The organism is Marivivens donghaensis, from assembly GCF_011806565.1.
GTDB lineage: Bacteria > Pseudomonadota > Alphaproteobacteria > Rhodobacterales > Rhodobacteraceae > Marivivens > Marivivens donghaensis_A.
On the sequence record NZ_JAATOP010000002.1, the window covers coordinates 1 to 19,401 of the forward strand.

Here is a 19,401-nt window from a genome sequence, read left to right on the forward strand (position 1 = left end):
CCTGCCTTGCCAGCCCCCCCGCGCTTTCTCGGTCGCTTCCTTCATCTCCCCCCCCTGCCCCGCCCACCCCGCCACTCCCCCGCCGACCCCTTTGCGCAGATCGGTCAGTTTTTGCAGGCGCCGCGCGAGGACGTGGCAGTAGATACCGGCGCCGAATGCACCGAGGGTGAGGAGAATATCAGCAATCAAATCCATGACTTAATCCAGTACAAATTCCATGATCAGCACGCTTTTGACGGCGCTTTCGCCAGTCACGAGTCGCGCACGGTGGAGGAGATGGGAACGCAGTTTTTCAAGGATCACAGGGTCTTCGAAGTCGGACGGCTGCACCGCCCTTAGGAAGCTGTTGAAGATGTCCACGATGCGAGGGGACAGCGACTCGACCTCCGCACGAGATCCGGGCGTGACCTCAAGCTGGGCGGTGAAACGCAGGTGTTTGCCATCCGGCAAAGAGACGATCAGCGGGTCGACAGGCACGAAGGCCACCCCGATGCCATGGCTTTGCGCGCCATGCCCGCCGCCGAATTCGGGCAGCATCCCCGCCGTGGCCGCATAGCCACCCGCACCGCCGATCAGCGCCAATACGGCACCGATTATCAGCGGCTTTTTGTTCGACGACTGCGCGGTGTCAGGCATGGTCAGCTCCCTTCTGGATCGAAGCTGTTCTACGACAGCAGTCACTAACCGATTGTTAAGACTGATCTGCAAAATTCGCCTTGAACGAACCGGAGGCGAGCCGTGGACAGAATGTCGGCGATCAAAGAAAAACTGGGCGAACACCGCAAATGGGTGGCCATTGCCACGGCCGGACTGGTGTTCCTGCTGATTCTCGCGATGGCGCGCGGTGTCGCACAGCCCGAGATGTCGGTACTCTATTCCGGCCTCGACGATGCTGCGGCGGGCGAGGTCATCACTTCGCTAGAAACGCAGGGCACGCCCTACAATGTGCGCGGCGGGACGATCTACGTACCGAAAGCCGACCGCGATATGCTGCGGATGCGGCTCGCGGGTGAAGGGCTGCCGAAAGCGGGCACGCAGGGCTACGAACTGCTCGATACGCTGAACGGGTTTGCGACGACCTCGCAGATGTTCGACGTGGCCTATTGGCGCGCGAAAGAAGGCGAGCTGGCACGCACCATCGTCGCCATGCCGCAGGTCGAAGCCGCGCGGGTCCATATCTCTGTCGGTGAAGCGCGGCCCTTTGCGCAGGACGTTTCCGCCACCGCTGCGGTGACAGTCACGACTCGCGGCAGTGCGCTGAACGCGCGGCAAGTGCAGGCGCTGCGGTATCTGGTGTCCTCTGCCGTGCGGCAACTGTCGCCCGACGATGTGGCCATTATCGACGGGACCACGGGCTTGGTGTCGGGGCAGGATGATGCGCCCGCCTCTGATACGCAGGCGGACAATCTGCGGGCGAAGGTCCAACGGCTGCTCGACGCGCATCTCGGTTACGGCAACGCGGTGGTCGAACTGACGCTGGATACGGTGCTCGAGAGCGAATCAATTACCGAGCGGCGGATCGACCCCGAAAGCCGCGTTGCGATCAGTAGTGATGTGCAGGAGACGATCACGTCGAGCCAAGATAGCGGAAATGCACAGGTCACGATTGCCTCCGACCTGCCTGACGGCGATGCGGGGCAGAACTCCAGCTCTGCCAGCGAAACGAACGAGACCCGTACGCTCACCAATTTCGAGCTGTCCGAAACCACTCGCGAAGTGATCCGCGCGCCCGGTGCGATCAAGCGGATGACGGTCGCGGTTCTGGTCAACAGCGCCGATCCAAGTGCGGAGGATATGGAGGCACTGGAGGCACTCGTCGCGTCCGCCGTGGGGTATGACGCTGGCCGCGGCGATGTGATCACACTCCGCGCCATGACATTCGAAGAGGTGCCCGAGGCAGGGACGCTGGTGAGTGAAACGTCCAGCGCATTCGATCCAATGCGGCTCGCGCAGATCGGTATTCTGTCCGTGGTTGCGCTGATATTGGGTCTATTTGTTGTGCGACCTGCCTTGGTCCAGAAGTCCTTGCCAGCACCCGCCCCTATCATTCCGCTCGCCCCGCCGCCCGAGGTCGATCTGGGCGACATTCCCGACGCGCCGGTCGACAAGCTGAAGCAGTTGATGGGGGAGAGGCATGACGAAAGCCTCAAGATGATCCAGCACTGGATCGAGCGCCCTGAGGGTGCCCGCACATGACGCTTTCGGCCCTCCTCCGTGATTTCGACCCCGCCGCGCCGGAAACGCCCCAGCAGCCCAGCGCCGATTTTCAGACGGGATTCGAGGCGGGATACGCGGCAGCGCAGGCCGAAGCGGAGCGCAAGCAGAACCGCCTGAACGACGACTTGGTGATCGCGCTGTCCGACCTCGGTTTCGGCTACAACGAAGCACGCCGGCACATCGTACGGTCGCTCGCGCCGTTCATGGACGCACTTATCGGGCAGATGATACCCGCGATGCTGGGCAAGGCGTTCGCGGCGCACGTCGTGTCCGCCCTGCTTGACCCAGCCGACGTGGCCATCAGCGCAGCCATTCCTGTGATGGTGCACCCCGAAAACGTGGAGCGGCTGGCCGCATTCGCCGCGAACGCGCCGCTGCCGCTCGAAATTCGCGCGGACCCGCAGCTTGGCCCGAATGAGGCGCGCTGGATCGTGAACGATCAACTGACCGCTTTCGACCTCACCCCGCTTGCGGAGTGCGTCACCAATTCAATCGCGACAATTTTCGACGAAAACGAAAGGAAAGCTCATGGCTGAGCCACTATTTACCGACCACCCCCTCCGCTCCGTTCCGCTGGAGATCACCGTATCTGTCGGCCACGCCCGCCCCAAGGTCAGCGAATTGCTGCGGCTGGCAGAGAATGACGTGCTGGCGCTCGATCGCCGCTTGGACGACCCTGTCGAGCTCTATATCGGCGAGCGGCTGATTGCGCGCGGCGAACTACATCAGCTCGAAGGCGGAGAGGCCGGCCAGCTTGGCGTGCGCCTGACCGAGGTCGCGCAAATGGACGGTCATCAGGCATGAAGTGGGTCTGGGGCGCGCTGCTGGTCCTGATCGCGGTTCCCGCGCAGGCCCAAGGGCTAGAGGACCTCGGCGCGTCGATCTCCTCCCAGACGCTCCAACTGATCGCGCTGCTCACGGTTCTCAGCCTCGCGCCGGGAATTGCGGTGATGATCACCTGTTTTCCGTTCATCGTGACGGTGTTGTCGATCCTCCGCCAAGCGATCGGCTTGCAGCAGGCCCCGCCCAACATGCTGATCATCAGCTTGGCGCTGTTTTTGACCTACTACGTCATGGAGCCCGTATTCGCTGCGGCGTGGAGCGCAGGTATCGCAGACATCATTGACGGCACAGTCCCGCTGGAACAGGGTCTAAATCTGGCCTCAGGGCCTTTCCGCACGTTCATGATCGGCCGCCTTGATCCGGATACGTTTTTCGCCCTCGCCGATCTGCGATCGGACGTGCCGACAAGCGTCACTCCGGACACCGCACCGTTTTCCGTCATCGTTCCGTCCTTCATGCTGAGTGAGATCGCACGCGCGTTTCAGATCGGGTTTCTGGTGTTCCTCCCCTTCCTCATCATCGACCTCGTCGTGTCGGCGGTTCTGATGTCGATGGGCATGATGATGGTGCCACCCGCGATGGTGTCGCTACCGTTTAAACTGGCGTTTTTCGTGGTGGCAGACGGCTGGAGCCTCATCGCCGGGAGCCTCGTGCGCAGCTATTTCTAGCGGATCACGAACTCGGCGTGCAGCGCGCCAGCTGCTTTGATGCTTTTCAGGATATCGATCATGTCGTGGGTCGCAACGCCCAGCGCGTTGAGGCCGGCGACGACTTCTGACAGGTTTGTGCCGCCCGCGACTTCGGCAAGGCCAGTGCCTGTTTCTTCGATCGAGGCATTGGTGCGCGGCAGCGTCACGGTTTCTCCGGGCGCAAAGGGGTTCGGCTGGGACACCACCGGCGTTTCTTCAATGCGGAGGGTCAGGTTGCCTTGGCTCACCGCGACGCGGCTGATGCGGACGTCTTCACCCATCACAATCGTGCCGGAGCGCTGATCGACGACCACGCGCGCGCGTTGTTCGGGTTCGACAAGGATGTTCTCGATGCGGCTCATGGCGTGCGCGGGCGAATGCGCGTGGGTCGCGTCGATGTCGATATAGACCGTACCCGCGTCGAGCATGACTGCAACGGGGCTATTGAAACTCTGGTTGATCGCAGTCTCGATCCGTCCCGCCGTGGTGAAATCGGGGGTACGCAGTGCCAGTCGCATTTCGGTCAGGCCCGCGAAATTGAAATCGACCTCGCGTTCGACGATGGCACCGGCAGGGATGACGCCAGAAGTTGGAACGCCTTGGGTCACGCTCGCCGCGTCCCCTTCGACCGTGATGCCGCCCGCGATGATGGTCCCTTGCGCCACGGCATAAATGAACCCGTCGGCGGCGTTCAGCGGCGTCATGATCAATGTGCCGCCCATGAGGCTACGAGCATCGCCAATCGCCGAAACAGTAACGTCAATCGGGCTGCCCGCGCGAGAAAACGGCGGCAGGCTGGCGGTCACCAGCACGGCGGCGACATTGCGCGGGCGGAACTGCTCACCGGTCACGTTGACGCCGAGCCGTTCGAGGGTGGAGGCCATAATTTCTTCCGTGAACGGAGAATTTCGCAGGCCATCGCCCGTTCCGTTCAAGCCGACCACGAGGCCGTAACCAACGAGTTCGTTGCTACGCACACCGTCGAATTCCACGAGATCCTTGAGCCGCACGGGGCTCGCGTGGGCATGTGGAGCAGCGATCACCAGGGCTACTGCGATGAAGAGCGCACGCATCAGATGAACCTCGACAATGTCAGACCGGCGAGGCGCGCGGTCAGGGTGTAATGCATTTCCAGCCTCGTTTGCAGGTCGGTGAGTTTTGTGGCGGTCTCGAACGGGTCGACACTGACGATATCGTTGCGCGCGATGGTCAGGCTGGCGCGCTGGGCTTCGAGGAAGGCGATGGACTGGCTAGTGCGCTCTTCGGCGAGGCCGGTTTGCCCCCTCAGCGCCGCGAGTCCGCTCCCCGCATCGAGCAAGGTCGCGCCGCCTGATTGCATCAACGATGCGGTGCCCGCGTGATCGAACCCCAGTTCAGGTGCGAGCGCGCCGAGCAGCGCGCCCTTGAGCATATCCTTGATCCCTTGGTCGTCGGCACGGGCGGAGATGGTCACCTCGACACCCGCGTCGACCTTGCGCGTGGTATGCGGGCCGGTAGCGCCGAGGTACACGGCGGCGAACCCCGCAGGGTCGTCAAACCAGGCATCCAGCGCGGCGATAGCGCCTGCCGGATTGATCGCAACGGAAATCGCGAGTTTTGCACTTTCGATTATTGTCGCAGGGTCCTCAAACGCCGCGCCCTGAGCGGTTCCGGCGAACAGCGACTGTCCCGAGAACTGGGTGTTCAGAGTGTTCACAATTGACCCGAACGCGGCCTTTGCGTGGTCCGCGGCGAGTGTCACGTCCTGCGCGGTCGAGTTCGCATTGATGGCGATCAGCGACACGGCGACTGTACTGCGTTCGGCCTCCAGATGCTCCAAGGCGGTCTGGACCGTTGACAGGAACTGGCCAGTCTGCTGGGCACCCGACGCGTATGCCTCCGATATCTTCAGCAGGCTGTTGATTGCCACAAGCTCGGGCGCGGTGTTCCCAGCCTTTCGGGCGACATCCCGCGCCTCGCCAGTCGTGATCTCCTGCGTCAGGACGTTCATTTCCTGCCGCATCAACGTGTTATGGCGCTGGCTAACAAAGGAGCGGGCAAGGTCACCAATGGAGTTCATGATCATATCTCCAGCAGGCGCGCGAACATTTCATCAATGATCCCGATGACCTTCGCATTCGCGGCGTACGATTTTTCGATCTGCAAAAGCGCCTGAATTTCGGCATCGGTATCGACGCCATTCGCGAGCTCGGCCTCTTTCAGCGCGGTCTGGGTGGCGACGGTAAAGGTCGCGGTGTCTTCTGCCCTCAGCCGCGCGGTCGAGGCGCTCGTGATAAAGTCCGCTGCAAGTCCGGCTGCGGATTGTGGGCTACTGCCCGCCAGCGACACCGGCTCATCCAGCGCCTCGATCCACGCGTCGATCTGGGTGTTGTCGCCAGCAGGTCCGGCGGTTGCGGCAGCGATGCCATCACGGAGGCGCCAGGGCTCTGCTGATAGGGCATTATTCACGCTGATCCGGCTCGCCAGTCCGATAGTGTCGGTCGGATCGAGCGGCCCGCCGTTGTCCGTCAAAATCGACGGTTGACCGGTCGCGATCGAGGGATCAGCCGCTGCGAACCGGTCGATCAGATCAGCTGCCAATGCGTCGAGGTCGGCCTGCGCTTGCACCAGCGTTTCGTCCCGCATTTTGAGCTGCGTCCCCAGCGCTCCATCACCTAACCGGCTACCGATATCGCGCTCATTGATGGTGAGGCCTGACAGAGCGCCGGACGCCAGCGTCATGTCGGCGGCGATAGTCGAGGTTTTGGTAAACGACACCTCGCGCGCCTTGCCATCAAGCAGCGAGGTCCCGCTTGGCATCATCAGGGCGACCTGCCCACCGTCGCGGCTGAGTTGGCGGATCGGCACGATTTCGGCAATCTGGTCGATGACCTGCTGGCGTTGATCCTGAAGGGCGGTCGTGTCGCCGCCGCGGCTTTGCGCGCGGGTGATCGAACCGTTCAGATCCTCGACCTGTTTCAGCGCGATATTCAGCCGCTCGACCGCGTCGCCAATGGCATGGTCAGCGCTTGATCTGAGCGCCTGAATACCAGCCGACTGCGTGTGAAAAGTGGCGGTGAGGTCAGAAAGGCTCTGCACCACGGCACCGATCTGTAGCTCGGACGAAGGGTCCGCGCTCGCGGCGATGAATTTCGTCTCTAAATCAGCCAACTTCGCTGAAATAGAGGTTTCGCTGTCGATGCCGCCGATCACCATTTCGAGCCGCTTCAGAGCCTCATGACTGACCTGTGCGCCCGCTGCGTCGGTGTCAGCGCTGCGCCGATCGGCCAGCAACGCCTCGTCCACCGTTCGCGTCACGCCAGCCGCCCGAACGCCGCCGCGCACGACATCCGAAGCCACCGCCAGATCGCGTTTTGCGTAACCGGGCGTGGCGGCGTTGGCGATGTTGCCAGAACTGACCTCGGCCCGTTTGGCCGAGATCGTAATGCCCGACAGCGCGTTATTCAGCGAATGGGTGAGGCTCATGGCTTAGCGCTTGATATTGGTGGTTTCCTGCAACATTTCGTCCACTGTCTGGATAACCTTGGCATTGGACGAATAGGCGCGCTGGGTCTGGATCAGCTCGGTCAACTCACCTGCCACATCGGTCGTCGATTCCTCGCGCGCGTAGCTAACAACATCCCCAGTCCCGCCGTCGCCCGCATCCCATAGGAAGAACGAACCGCTGTCGGGGGTCATCTGGTAGCTTTGATAATCAAGCGATTCCAATCCGTTGACGTTCGTCACATCCACCAGCGGGATCTGATAGATGACACGCGTGATACCGATGTCGAAGGACGCGCTGACGTAGCCGTTCGAGTCGACGGAAATGGAGGTCATGTTGCCCACCGGCGTGCCGTTTTTGTCGACGGACACGGGTTTGAAGGCATCGGAAAGCTGGGTCAGGCCAGCGCCGGAGCCGATGAGGCCAAGGTTGATATCCATCGGGCCGCCGTCGACGTTGACAGTGATATATCCATTCGTCGGGTCATAAGCGCCGCCGGAGACACCTGTCACACTGCTAAGCGTACCGCCAAGGCCGCGCGTGTCGTCGAAGGTCAGGTCGTATTCGCCGATTACCGCTCCCCCCAACGCGCTATCATGCACAACCATGCGCCACGCGTTCGAAGAGCCGCTGGCGGGGACGTTTGGGACGAATTGGATGTTCAGCGTCTCCGACTTGCCGAGGTTGTCGAAATATTCGACCGAGAGCTCCTCCATCGCGCCATCGGACATATAGTTAGTTGAAGTCGCGGGTAGGTTCAGCGCGAGGTCGATATAGGTCGTGGCTTCGCCTGCGAACTGGTTGGAGTTGATGCGCACGGCTTCCAGCCCGTCGGCGGTATCGCGTGGATAGGTCGGGATCGTGCCGTCGGCGCTCGCTGGCCATCCCATGAGCACGAGGCCGGAACTGGTCGTCAGGAAGCCGCGATCATCGGTGCGGAAAGACCCCGTGGTCGTCAGCATCATCGGGTGATCGCCGTTTTCCACGTTCAACGCAGCGGCGGGAGAGACGGGCAACATACCGCGCCCACGCACCGCGAGGTCGGTGGCATTTGCGGTGGACACCAGTGAGCCACTCTCGTCGATCAGCCGCATATTTGTGGTGCGCACGCCGCCGGCAGTGTAACTACCCGCGCCGCTGTCGATGACCATCGAATGAAAGTCGGTCACCGCCCGCTTGTATCCGTAAGTCGATGAATTCGCGATGTTATCCGAGATGGCGGCGAGGCGGGTCGCGTTGGCCGCCAGACCGGCGACAGAGGCATTGAGCGAGGATGAAATGGTCATGCGGGCCCTTTCTGGATCGGCAATTTTTCCAGAGCCTACGGGTACAAACTTAACACCACCCTAACGCTGGTCCCGCAGGATGACGATTTCGATCCTGTTGTTTCTGACTGAAGCGAGCATGGGGTCGGCGGGTTCGCGATCGGCATGACCGGTGACGCGCATGAGCCGCGCGGGGTCGGTGCCTGCCGTCTGCATCGACTCCCGCACACGCGAGGCCCGCGCCTGCGAAAGCGCCCAAGCAGGGCTGCTGTCTGGAAGAATGGACAGCGTGGCGACATGCGCCTCTATCGCGATGCCGTTCGGGACAATCTTTGCCGCGCGGCTGACGCCTTCGATCAATTGCTCCAGAACCAGACGCGGCTGCGCGGTGTTACGGTCAAACAGGGGCATGTCAGGCAGATCGAATAGTTCGATCACGAGCCCTTCGTCAGTCACGCGGGTTACGATGTGGCGCAGGGCTGTGTCGGACAACATCGCCTCGCCGCCCTGCCCGACCAGCTGTTCGGCAACGCCATCGAGCGGATTTCCCGCTTCATTTGATAAGGTCAGCCCGCCGGTGCCCGATTGGGCGAGCGTCTCGATCCGCTGGATATCCTCGCCGCCGAACAGCCCATCACCGCCCGCAGAGACACGGCTCAGCGGCACCGTCGGAGAGAAATAGTCGGCAATGCCTTTGCGCTGCTGTTCTGTCGTCGCATTGAGCAGCCACATCAGCATGAAGAACGCCATCATAGCAGTCACGAAATCAGCATAAGCGACCTTCCACGCACCGCCGTGATGCCCCTCTGCCGCTATGATTTTCTTGCGCTTGATGATGATCGGCGCGTTGTTTTGTACGCCCATGACGCTCTCCCCGGACTGCGGATACAAGCATGGAGAGAACCTGTGTGACCTTAATCACGCATTAAACCGAACGACCTATATAGTTAAAAAGAGTAATAAGTAGCCGACTGCGCTAATTTGATATAGCGTCGATCCCAATAACAATGATGTATTCTGACCGTCTATGTTCCTTCTTGATTTACCGCGGCGCGCTAAACAGTTTCTGCTTTTCCTACTGGATCTGCTGCTCATTCCCGCTGCTCTGTTTATTGCGGTGAGCTTCAAGCACGGTAACGGTCAATCCATCGAATTTTTCGCAAATTATCCGTTCTTCATGCCTGCGGTTGTCATCGCCGGAGCTCTGGCGGTGCTTGCAACGGCCCTTCCCCGCATCAAACTGCACGCCATTGAATTCCGCGCTATCGGGCGGATCGGCATCGCCTCGCTCGTCATCGCGCTGGCGACCTACGGGGCAGAGACCCTCATGCGCATCTCGGACGCAGGTCAGATCGCGGTTGCAACGGGCGGCCTGTTTTTCCTGATTTCAATCGGTGCGCGCATGGTCGCGCTGTTCAGTCTGCTGGCCTTGCGTGAACATGCGCTGAGCCGCGTTCCTGTCGCGATCTACGGCGCCGGTTCTGCTGGTATCCGCCTTGCTACCGCAATGCAGATGTCCCACGACGCGCGTCCCGTCATGTTTGTGGATGACAATCCGCAGGTACAGGGCACCATAGTTCACGGGTTGCCTGTCCGCTCTGCCGATGCGCTGCGCAAGATGATTAGCCGCAAGCAGGTCGAGCGTGTCCTGATCGCTATTCCGTCGGCCAACTACTCGCGCCGCGCCGCGCTGGTCAAAGAACTGCGCGAACAGAAATGTGACGTCCAGATCGCGCCGTCGATGGCGGAGCTTGTGCGGTCCAAAACGATCAACGGGATGCCGACGGTTTCGCCCGATAGCCTGCTGGATCGCGACAACGTCGATCTCGATAACCCCCGCGTAGCGCGTGCTTACTACGACCGCGTCGTGATGGTCACAGGCGCCGGTGGCTCCATCGGAAGCGAGCTTTGCCGTCAGCTGCTCGAGTGCGGTGCGCGAAAGATCGTCCTGTTCGAACTTAGCGAATACGCGCTGTATCAGATCGACCAAGAGCTTGGCCCGCTGGCTCGCGCGGCGAACGTGCAGCTGACGACCCGCCTTGGCTCCGTCGCCAATCCGCGCCGTGTCACGCAGGTGATCGAAGACGAGGAAGTCGAGATCATCCTTCACGCCGCTGCGTATAAGCACGTGCCGCTGGTCGAGGAAAACGAGGTCGCAGCCGCGCAGAATAACGTAGTCGGCACCCGCGTGGTCGCCGAGGCTGCCGCCGCCGCAAACGTCCGCCGTTTCATCCTCGTGTCCACCGATAAGGCCGTGCGTCCGTCCAGCGTCATGGGCGCGACGAAACGTATGTCCGAGATGGTCATTCAGGACATGCAGACCCGCAGCAGCGTCACCAAGTTCGCCATGGTCCGTTTTGGCAACGTCCTTGGCTCTTCCGGTTCGGTGCTTCCGCTGTTCCAAGAACAGATTTCAGTGGGCGGGCCCGTGACGATCACCCACCCCGATATGCGCCGCTTTTTCATGACGATTCCCGAGGCCGCGCGCCTTGTGCTGCTGGCCGGTGCATTCGCTGAAGGGGACGATATCTTTGTCCTCGATATGGGTGAGCCGGTTTACATCATGGATATCGCCAAGCGCCTGATCAAACTGACCGGACACCGCGTCTATGACGGCCGTAACGAGAACGACATCAAGATCGAAATCGTCGGCACACGCCCAGGTGAGAAGCTCGTCGAAGAGCTGGTCATCGATCCTGCGCGTCTGATTTCGACCCAGCACGAGAAGATCCTGCGTGCTCACGAGGATCGCCCCTCCCCGCGTCTGGTGACTAATGCGCTGCGGATGCTGACCGACGCGATCAACGAGAGCGACTCGGCCGCCGTGCGCGCGGCTTTGGCAGAGGCGCTCCCTGGGTTCGGTCGCGCCCTGCCGGACAATGTCGTGCCGTTCGGACCGGCTCAGGCGACCAAGCGGTAAACTTCGTCGGGTCCGCAGAATTCGATCAGCTCATAGCCGTTCTTGGTCATCAGGTTCGCGATCTCAGTGCTGCCGGAGTTATTCTCGATCGCCCAGAACCGGACTTTGTGGGCTTTGAAATCAAAGCCTTTCAGCACGGCCAGTTCACCGCCTTCGATATCGAGCGAAATGAAATCGGGGTTCTCGTAACCGCTTTCCCTCAGAATACGTGACAGGGTCCGCGTCTCAATCTCGACAGTTTCTTCTTTGTGACGCGGGTCTTTGCGGACACGCTCAAGCAGGCTCTGGTCGTAGTGCGCGGCGAGCCCGCTCATCTGGGTAAAGCCTTCGGTCACGGCGATAAAGCTCGCGGTGCCGTCTTCGGGCGCCACAGCGTAGCTGAGGCAGGGGCATTTGCGGGCGATGGATGCCTTGTCGATTTGCGAGGTCACAGGCTCCACAAGAACACCGGTCCAACCGCGTATCTGTTCGAGGAATAGCGTGTTGGAACCGCGAACACCGTCGTAGCCGCCGACATCAATGAACACGCCCGGTTTTTCGCCCATCAGGCTGTCGATGATGCGGTCCTGACCCGCCTCCGAGGAGTACTGGTACCCGTCATCGAGCATCTGACGGAGCGAGTGGATTTCGCGGACGATGGCACCGCGACGGCGGGTCTTGTCCTTGGCGAGGGCCTCGACCAGTTCTTTGTGGGCGGCGGCGAGTTCTTTTTTGGCGGCGTTGATGCGCTGGATTGGTGTCATTTCGTTGGCTCGTAATATGATTTCTCTTCGACGATGGCAGAGCCGAGCAGCAAGTTGATTTGTTTTTTCACGGCGGCTCGCCTGTCGTTGGTTTGGTAAACGGCACGGGCGAGGCGGATAAACTCCTCGCCAAAGCCCTTGCGCCCCTCGCATTCGCGGATGTCATCCTCGATCACCCAGAGGTCCGCGTTGATGGCGTAGAGCTCTTCCCAGAGCCCCTTCAGGTTGTCCGTCATCGGCAGAGCGTCATCGGCAATCGCTTGGAGCACGGCCTTCTCATGCGCCACATTCGCCAGCTTCGCGGCATCCGTGATACGTTCTGATTTCAGACGAAGGATGGTCAGCTTGTCGATCAACTCGCCGGGAGAGGTCGGAACCAGAATGTCGTTCATTGCGCGGCCTCCTTGATGAGCGCAGCTTTCACCTCTGCCATCACGTCGCCCCAATACAGTGTCTGTTTCTGCCGGAATAGCCGCATCGACGGATACCACGGCGTCGTGTCGCCCTTGTGGCGGTAGACCCAGAATGCGTCCTTGTGCAGCAGCGTCCACGTCTTCAGCCCGAGCGATCCCGCAATATGGGCGGTCGCAGTGTCGGAGGTGATGATGAGGTCCATCTCCTCCATCACGGCGGCGCAGTCGGCAAAGTCTCGGTCGGTCGAGGCGGCATCGACGATCAGACCGCCCGAGCCATCCTGCAAAAACGCATCCAGCATCGGCCCTTTATAGAGCGAGAACAGCTGAACACCGTCCACTTCGGTCAGCGGCAGGAAATCGGTGTGACTGAACGAGCGAAAAGCGTTCGCGCGGTACGTGACGGAACCAGTCCAGACGACGCCGACTTTGAAGATGTCCTCGAACGGCGCGACGATGTCCTTGGCGCGGACACGGGAGTCGTCGGGGATCGTCAGTCGGCTCGGCGCAGGGATATCAGTGTCTGTTTCAAGCGAAAGCCGTCCCAGATCCATCATGTTGATCCAGAAATCCTCGGTACCGTTGATGGTATAGCTCGTATCCACAACGTCCGCGCCTTCGACATTCGCCATCAAACGCGCGAGCGGTTTTTCCGCAACGACGATGACCTTCGCAGCGCCCTTCTGTTTCAGCGCGGGCAGGCAGCGGGACATCAGGATGCAATCGCCAAAGCCCTGTTCCGGCACCACAACGACGGTCTTTCCATTCAGCGGTTCGCCATTCCACTCTGGGATGCTCACCGACCGTTTCGTCAGCTCGCCAGCGTCCCAACGGGCGCGGTAGTACTTGAATGCTTCCTTGTATCGACCCAGCGCCAATAGCGACATCGCGAGCTGCATTTTGATATCGGCGAAGTCGGGAAACCGCACGGCCAGCGGTTCAAGGTACGTGACCGCTTGCGTGTAGTTACCCTGCCCACGCAAGCACCGCCCGATGAGTGAATGGTGTTCGGGCAGGTTATCATTGTCGCGCAGAATGCTCTGCCGCAGATCAATGGATTCCTGAAATTTTCCGAGGTCGGAGAGGATATTGGCGAGGTTGCCGCGTACAGCAATGCTCTTGGGGTCGAGAGCATAGGCTTTTCGCTGAGCACGCTCTGCATTGCGATAGTGCTTTAGCGTGCGCAGCAGCGCGCCGTAGTTGGACCAGATCTGCGCGTCGTCGGGCTTCTGGCCGAGGTAGCTGACGTAGGCCCTTTGCGCTTCATCCAGACGGCCGGCGCGGTGCGCGTCGATGGTGACGGTGCGCAGTTTCTTCAGCTCGGCAATGCTCATTTATTGCGCTTTACCGGCTTGAGCAGAGTCTCTGGCCGCATCTCCTCGGCGCGCTCGAACAGGCTGAACGTCTGGTTCACGAAATTGACCGCACCAGAGACAAAATCAACGTAATCGGCGAGTTCTTTGGTCAGTTCCGCCTCTACCAGCGTGAAGCTACGGTCGGGCGAGACCGCTTCAAACGTGACATAGAACAGCGGATCGCCGCGGTTAATCTTGAGCGGTTTGCTGGTGTCGTGCCACTCGAACGCCCACATCAGCGGACGCGGCCATGTGTTGATGGGGAAGCGCCCACCAAAGATCGTACCGGGCCATGGATCGCGCTGGTAATCCAAGAACGGCGCGAGCTGCGTGACGTAGACGGGCTCGTCCGCGATCAGCACGTAGGGCAGCGACAATTGCAGCGTCGGCACGCCCGGATAGCGCCATTCCTTTTCGGATACCAGGTGCAGCACCTGCCCGAGCTTGTTCGCGCGGATGCCCGACATGTCGCCAGCAAGGTTGCGCAGTGCGGGCTTGCCCTCCTTGTCGCGTGTGAAGCCGATGTGCAGATCGAACGGGGCGCGGAAGACGAAATACCGGCTCTCCATATTGATCACGGCGGGGCAGCGCGACGCGGATTTCGCGTGCTCGCGGTTCTTTTCAGCGCCGCGGAAACGTTCGGGCGGGTAATAGACCACGCCGCCCTTCTGCGAGTTCAGGAACCAGCCCACGGTGACAGGTCCCTTGTTTTCGGGCAGTCCGGGGGCGTTTTCGAAACGGATCGAGAATTCCATCTCGTACTCCTGCAATTATTGCTGCGAAGACAGCTTCGCCATGCCGTATTTGGCAAGGAAAAGTACTGTCAATTCAAGCTCCAACACACCGATGCCGGTCGATTTTGACAGGGACGCGAGCGTCGCGGGGGCGTGGACGGCCATCTGAACCGCGTTCCGGACCGTGCGGTCAAGCGGCATGATCCTGCGGTCATAGTGGGCGCGCCCGTTGAGACGGTCGAGGGCGTTGATCTCATCCACAGTAGGCACGTGAAGAATGGCAACTTCGGTCTGATCAGTGACTATTTCAGCAGGATATCCGCGATAGAGCGCGAACGGATCGACCTCGATCGGGGACACGGCGGAGGGGCTGAGACGCTTGGAGTGAGACTTGGCGACCTCGCGCCGCGCTGCCAGTTCGTCGGCTAGGCGGAGGTACTGGTTCATCACAGGCTTCAGGTCAAAGTTCTGCGCGACATGTGTGGCCCCTCCCCGCCCCATCTTTTCCCGCAAGATCGGATCACGGGCGAGGCGTTCGAGCGCGACAAGGTATGCCTCCTGATCAATCTCTGTCGCGTTGGATACGAGGCTGAGGTAGCCGAGGTAGCTATCCCGCCCATCGGCGAAACGGCTGGCAATCCTGCCGCCATTCCCCGCCCGCGCCATACGGGTCGGGATGAGGAACCCTGTCTCGCCGTGGCGCACCGTGTCGCGGAAGCCGTCCCAGTCGGGCATGACGACGGGCAGAGATGCCGCCATCGCCTCGATCGGGACGATGCCGAAGGTCTCCTGAATGTTGTCCACGGGCAGCGTGAAAATGTCCGCGCCCGACCAGATCGCGCGGCGCACCCACTCGTCCCGCCCGTCTATGATCCGCGACGTGACCGAAGGACACAGCGCGGCGGGGCCGTCGACGAAGAACCGCTCGTCCTCCTCCCGCCGTGCCCAACCGACCTGCCAGAGGTGGACGGGCCGATCCAGACGCTGCGCGAGGCGTTCAAGCACCTGATAAAGTGGCACCGGGTTCGCCTTTTCGCCCACCGTCAGGCGGCCCATTGTCATGATCACGATAGCATCTTCGGGCGCACCGAATTTTGCACGAGCCTCGGCGCGATAGTCACTATTCCGGCGGAAATCGCTCGCATCCACGCTCAGCGGGATGACGGGTAACTGCGGCAACGGAATGCGCGTGGCGCCGAAACGGCGGCGGATGAACTCCGCGCTGAGGGCAAGCTGGCGGCTCACCACCGTTTTGACCGCACGCGACGTGCAGATGATCGCGTCCCACTCCTCGACGGGCTCTAGAAGCTGATTGTGGAGCTGCTCGATCACGCGGCGGGTGGAAACGGTGTGGGTGATGCCGACGAGCGAACAGGCCTCAGGCTGGAACCGCTGACGCCGCCATGTCGCGCCGTTGAAGCCGGGCACAGGAAAGAAGACCGTGCCAAAACGAGTGAAGTCATCCGTGCTACGCAGCACCGCGCCGTCGATAGGGCGATTAGCACCCAGCTGGGCGGCGACCCTTTCGAACGCGGTCTGCCCTTTGGGCGTGTCGGTGACGATGTTGAGAGTTGGACCGGGGCTATGCTTTATAAAAGCCTTCAGCGCGGTCTGTCCGGCAGAGCGGCGACCAACGAGGTCTTTGCCCGCCGTTTCGACGGCATCCGGGTGGTAGAAGAATGCAGGGGCGGACGCCGTACCCATAGGAAGACCCGTTGAAAAACAATACGATCCTACGGCATTCCGCCCCTGTCACACAAGTTAGATAGCCAGATCCAAGCCGCCTTGAGCGTTGGAGGCGACTGCCTGATCCAGCACTTTTTGCAGAGCCGCACCGCGCGCGAAGTCGGGCAGAACCGGCAGGTCATTTTGGATGGCTTTGACGAAGCGGACGTAGTTCGTGTCCACTTTGCCAATCGGCAGGTCTTTCCACTCGGCGGTTTTCAGATCGGGTCCGATGCAGCCGCGCAGGGCGCTGTGGCCCAACTTGTCGACGACTTCAAGGCCACCTTTCGTGCCGTAGATCTTGAGCGTCAGGTCGTTCATGTGGCCGGACGCAAAGCGGGTCGTGTGAACCACACCGATTGCACCGTTATCCAGACGGACGTTCATGACAGCCGAGTCGTTGGCGTCGAGGACATACTCGCCGATCTTGTCATTCTCGGCCTTGTGGAAGGTCTGGAGACGGCAAGAGATGTTCGACACGGCCGAATTCGCCGCATAGGTCGCGAAATCGAGGATGTGGACACCCACATCGCCCAGAACACCGTTCGAGCCGTGCGCGGTGGACAGACGCCAGAGCCATTGCGACTCTGTCGACCATTCGCCCCACGCGGGCTGGGTGAGCCAGCTTTGCAGGTAGGACGCTTCGAAGTGACGGACCTCGCCGATGACGCCTTCCTGAATAAGGCGATTGGCCTCGATCAGCGCAGCGCCGTTGCGGTAGGTCAGATTGACCATATTCACAACGCCCGCAGCAGCCGCACGTTCGGCCATTTCGACCGCGTCGTGGTGATTCACCGCCAGCGGCTTTTCACAGAGCACGTGCTTGTGCGCCGCGAGCAGCGGAAGCGTGGTCATGTGGTGGACGGAGTCAGGCGTGACGTTCGACACCGCATCGAATTCCCCCCAAGCCAGCGCATCCGCGATGGAGGTGAAGCCATGCGGGATGTCGTGCTTGTTCAGGAACGCATCAAGGCGCTCCTGATTGGTGTCGATGCCGGCGACAACGCGCGCGCCGGGAGCTTCCTTGAAGCCCTCGACGTGCGAATTCGCCATTCCGCCTGTTCCGAGGATCAGGATGCGGACTTCGTTCACTTATAGCCCTCCTCACCGGCCTGATGGAGCTTCGGACCGCGCTCTTCGATCGGTTCCAGCGCGGTTTCGACAGGTACGTTCGGCGCGTCGTTCGGCTTTTCGATTCGTTTCGCGGGGTTGTGGGCCCACTTTACCGCGTTGCGCAGAACGGTCTGAACGTTGGCATCGTGGTAGGTCGGATAGGTTTCGTGACCCGGACGGAAGTAGAAAACATTGCCTGCGCCACGCTTGTAGGTGACGCCCGAGCGGAACACTTCGCCGCCTTGGAACCACGATACGAAGACGGTCTCCATCGGTTCGGGAATGCCGAAGGGCTCGCCGTACATCTCTTCGTTTTCCAGCTCGAAGTGATCCGGAAGGCCGGCAGCGATCGGGTGGTTGCGGCTGGTGAGCCACAGACGCTCGCGCTCGCCCGCTTCGCGCCATGTCAGGTTGCACGGGGTGCCCATCAGACGCTTGAAAATCTTGGCGAAGTGACCCGAGTGCAGAACGATCAGGCCCATGCCTGCGTGCACCTGTTCGGCAACGCGTTCGACGATCTCGTCCGAAACGTCACCGTGTGCGGCATGGCCCCACCACAGCAGAACGTCGGTTTCCTGAAGACGCTCAAGCGGGAGGCCATGCTCCGGCTCCTGCAGCGTTGCGGTCGTCGCAGTGATACCCTCATCCGTGTTCAGCGCGTCGGCGATGCACTGGTGCATACCGGTCGGATAGATGTCTGCTACGACTTTGTTTTTCTGTTCGTGGACGTTTTCACCCCAAACAACAGTACGAATACTCATGTGTCCCTCTCCTCCAAAGCGCTTTGGGTTTGAGGGAATCGTTATCGCGAAAGATGGGACACGTCTATCGCGAACAGCGGCGAAAACGCACAGACGCCCCGCAGTATGCGAGGCGTCCTTTTCAAATCAGCGCGAGGCTCAGTTTAGCGCTTCGTCGGTGATGGCGTGGGTCCATGCGCCTTCGGGCACCATGGTGATGACCGGATCGGAGCCACCTGCCAGCAGCGTGTCGACGGTACGCTGGTAGTCGGCTTCGTCCAGAGCGCCGTTCGAGCCGGCGGTCAGCTTGGCGACTTCACCCATCATGTAGATCTGGTGCTCTTCGGTTTGGGCGCCGGTTTCGTCGTAGTCCAGAACGATCATTGCAGCTTCTTCGGGGTTCTCTTCGGCCCACTTCCAGCCTTGCATCGAAGCGGCAACGAAGCGCACCATCTTGTCAACAAACGCCGGATCTTCGAGCTGGTCTTCGAGGACATAGAGACCGTCTTCGAGGGTTGCGACACCCACGTCTTCGTACTTGAAGGTCACGAGCTCGTCTTCAGTGACGCCAGCTTCGAGCACCTGACCGAATTCGTTGTAGGTCATTGTGGAGATACAGTCAGCCTGACGCTGGAGCAGCGGGTCGACGTTGAAGCCCTGCTTGAGAACGGTCACGCCATCTTCGCCGCCATCGGTCGAGATGCCTTCTTGGCTCATCCACGACAGGAACGGATATTCGTTGCCGAAGAACCAGACGCCGAGGGTGTGGCCCGCGAAGTCTTCGGGACCGGTGATGCCGCTATCCTTCCAGCAGGTCAGCATCAGACCCGAGGTTTTGAACGGCTGGGCGATGTTGACGATCGGCAGACCCTTTTCACGGGCAGCCAGTGCCGACGGAAGCCAGTCGACCATCACGTCAGCGCCGCCACCGGCCAGAACCTGACCCGGTGCGATGTCCGGACCGCCCGGCAGGATGGTGACGTTCAGGTCGGCTTCTTCGTAGAAGCCCTGATCCAGAGCCACATAGTAGCCAGCGAACTGGGCTTGCGTGACCCACTTGAGCTGGAGAGTAACGTCATCGGCAGCAAAAGCTCCCGAGGCAGTGCACAGAGCCGCGACGGCGCCAGCAAGGTACTTCTTCATGATACGACCTCCTAGTC

The 19,401-nt window shown here is 61.0% G+C and carries 19 protein-coding genes and 1 pseudogene; 5 read left to right on the plus strand and 15 right to left on the minus strand.

The genetic code is table 11. From position 1 onward, the window contains the following. A pseudogene (locus tag HCZ30_RS02850) lies at positions 1-195 on the minus strand (hypothetical protein); the annotation flags it as partial. A 3-nt stretch (positions 196-198) separates the two neighbouring features. Then, complete coding sequence (locus tag HCZ30_RS02855; RefSeq protein WP_167636264.1) at positions 199-636, minus strand: flagellar basal body-associated FliL family protein; 438 nt, start codon at positions 634-636, stop codon at positions 199-201. 111 nt (positions 637-747) lie between these two features. Between HCZ30_RS02855 and fliF the strand changes: the two genes are divergently transcribed. The 4 genes from fliF to fliP are packed head-to-tail and all read left to right on the plus strand — an operon-like array spanning position 748 to position 3,728. Further along, positions 748-2,196, plus strand: coding sequence for a flagellar basal-body MS-ring/collar protein FliF (fliF, locus tag HCZ30_RS02860; protein WP_167637046.1), 1,449 nt, complete (start codon positions 748-750; stop codon positions 2,194-2,196). Next, the gene (locus tag HCZ30_RS02865) at positions 2,193-2,753 is read left to right on the plus strand and encodes a hypothetical protein (protein WP_167636265.1); all 561 of its coding nucleotides are present in this window, start codon (positions 2,193-2,195) and stop codon (positions 2,751-2,753) included. The genes fliF and HCZ30_RS02865 overlap by 4 nt, the downstream gene beginning before the upstream one ends. Then, positions 2,746-3,021: a FliM/FliN family flagellar motor switch protein gene (locus HCZ30_RS02870; RefSeq protein WP_167636266.1), complete on the plus strand. Its 276-nt coding sequence runs from the start codon at positions 2,746-2,748 to the stop codon at positions 3,019-3,021. The genes HCZ30_RS02865 and HCZ30_RS02870 overlap by 8 nt, the downstream gene beginning before the upstream one ends. Next, positions 3,018-3,728, plus strand: a complete 711-nt coding sequence (fliP, locus tag HCZ30_RS02875; protein ID WP_167636267.1) for a flagellar type III secretion system pore protein FliP — start codon at positions 3,018-3,020, stop codon at positions 3,726-3,728. The genes HCZ30_RS02870 and fliP overlap by 4 nt, the downstream gene beginning before the upstream one ends. On the opposite strand, the gene HCZ30_RS02880 is transcribed toward fliP, so the two are convergent. The 5 genes from HCZ30_RS02880 to HCZ30_RS02900 are packed head-to-tail and all read right to left on the minus strand — an operon-like array spanning position 3,725 to position 9,362. After that, complete coding sequence (locus HCZ30_RS02880; RefSeq protein ID WP_167636268.1) at positions 3,725-4,822, minus strand: flagellar basal body P-ring protein FlgI; 1,098 nt, start codon at positions 4,820-4,822, stop codon at positions 3,725-3,727. The two genes, fliP and HCZ30_RS02880, sit on opposite strands and share 4 nt — an antisense overlap. Continuing rightward, entirely contained in the window at positions 4,822-5,808 is a 987-nt protein-coding gene (locus tag HCZ30_RS02885) for a flagellin (protein ID WP_167636269.1), read from the minus strand. Before HCZ30_RS02885 ends, HCZ30_RS02880 begins: the two co-directional genes overlap by 1 nt. A 2-nt stretch (positions 5,809-5,810) precedes the next feature. Beyond that, positions 5,811-7,214 carry a flagellar hook-associated protein FlgK gene (gene flgK, locus HCZ30_RS02890; protein WP_167636270.1) on the minus strand — a complete coding sequence of 468 codons (1,404 nt, stop codon included), beginning with the start codon at positions 7,212-7,214 and terminating at the stop codon, positions 5,811-5,813. A gap of 3 nt (positions 7,215-7,217) precedes the next feature. Then, a complete protein-coding gene (locus HCZ30_RS02895; protein ID WP_167636271.1) occupies positions 7,218-8,519 on the minus strand; it encodes a flagellar hook protein FlgE in 1,302 nt (433 codons plus the stop codon). 60 nt (positions 8,520-8,579) lie between these two features. After that, positions 8,580-9,362: an OmpA/MotB family protein gene (locus HCZ30_RS02900; protein ID WP_167636272.1), complete on the minus strand. Its 783-nt coding sequence runs from the start codon at positions 9,360-9,362 to the stop codon at positions 8,580-8,582. Between the two features lie 163 nt (positions 9,363-9,525). On the opposite strand from HCZ30_RS02900, the gene HCZ30_RS02905 reads away from it, so the two are divergent. Then, positions 9,526-11,418, plus strand: a complete 1,893-nt coding sequence (locus HCZ30_RS02905) for a polysaccharide biosynthesis protein (RefSeq protein ID WP_167636273.1) — start codon at positions 9,526-9,528, stop codon at positions 11,416-11,418. Here HCZ30_RS02905 and HCZ30_RS02910 read toward each other — a convergent pair. The 8 genes from HCZ30_RS02910 to HCZ30_RS02945 form a co-directional block, all read right to left on the minus strand. Beyond that, positions 11,400-12,161 carry an FkbM family methyltransferase gene (locus tag HCZ30_RS02910; RefSeq protein WP_167636274.1) on the minus strand — a complete coding sequence of 254 codons (762 nt, stop codon included), beginning with the start codon at positions 12,159-12,161 and terminating at the stop codon, positions 11,400-11,402. The genes HCZ30_RS02905 and HCZ30_RS02910 overlap by 19 nt on opposite strands. Then, positions 12,158-12,553, minus strand: coding sequence for a DUF6165 family protein (locus HCZ30_RS02915; RefSeq protein ID WP_167636275.1), 396 nt, complete (start codon positions 12,551-12,553; stop codon positions 12,158-12,160). The genes HCZ30_RS02910 and HCZ30_RS02915 overlap by 4 nt, the downstream gene beginning before the upstream one ends. Further along, the gene (locus tag HCZ30_RS02920) at positions 12,550-13,908 is read right to left on the minus strand and encodes a tetratricopeptide repeat protein (RefSeq protein ID WP_167636276.1); all 1,359 of its coding nucleotides are present in this window, start codon (positions 13,906-13,908) and stop codon (positions 12,550-12,552) included. The genes HCZ30_RS02915 and HCZ30_RS02920 overlap by 4 nt, the downstream gene beginning before the upstream one ends. Next, a complete protein-coding gene (locus HCZ30_RS02925) occupies positions 13,905-14,684 on the minus strand; it encodes a hypothetical protein (RefSeq protein WP_167636277.1) in 780 nt (259 codons plus the stop codon). Before HCZ30_RS02925 ends, HCZ30_RS02920 begins: the two co-directional genes overlap by 4 nt. 15 nt (positions 14,685-14,699) lie before the next feature. Then, the gene (locus HCZ30_RS02930; protein ID WP_167636278.1) at positions 14,700-16,367 is read right to left on the minus strand and encodes a glycosyltransferase family 4 protein; all 1,668 of its coding nucleotides are present in this window, start codon (positions 16,365-16,367) and stop codon (positions 14,700-14,702) included. A gap of 57 nt (positions 16,368-16,424) precedes the next feature. Further along, positions 16,425-17,480, minus strand: coding sequence for a Gfo/Idh/MocA family protein (locus tag HCZ30_RS02935; RefSeq protein ID WP_167636279.1), 1,056 nt, complete (start codon positions 17,478-17,480; stop codon positions 16,425-16,427). After that, complete coding sequence (locus HCZ30_RS02940; protein ID WP_167636280.1) at positions 17,477-18,262, minus strand: ThuA domain-containing protein; 786 nt, start codon at positions 18,260-18,262, stop codon at positions 17,477-17,479. Before HCZ30_RS02940 ends, HCZ30_RS02935 begins: the two co-directional genes overlap by 4 nt. Before the next feature lie 138 nt (positions 18,263-18,400). Continuing rightward, positions 18,401-19,384 carry an ABC transporter substrate-binding protein gene (locus tag HCZ30_RS02945; protein WP_167636281.1) on the minus strand — a complete coding sequence of 328 codons (984 nt, stop codon included), beginning with the start codon at positions 19,382-19,384 and terminating at the stop codon, positions 18,401-18,403. Positions 19,385-19,401: the final 17 nt, after the last annotated feature.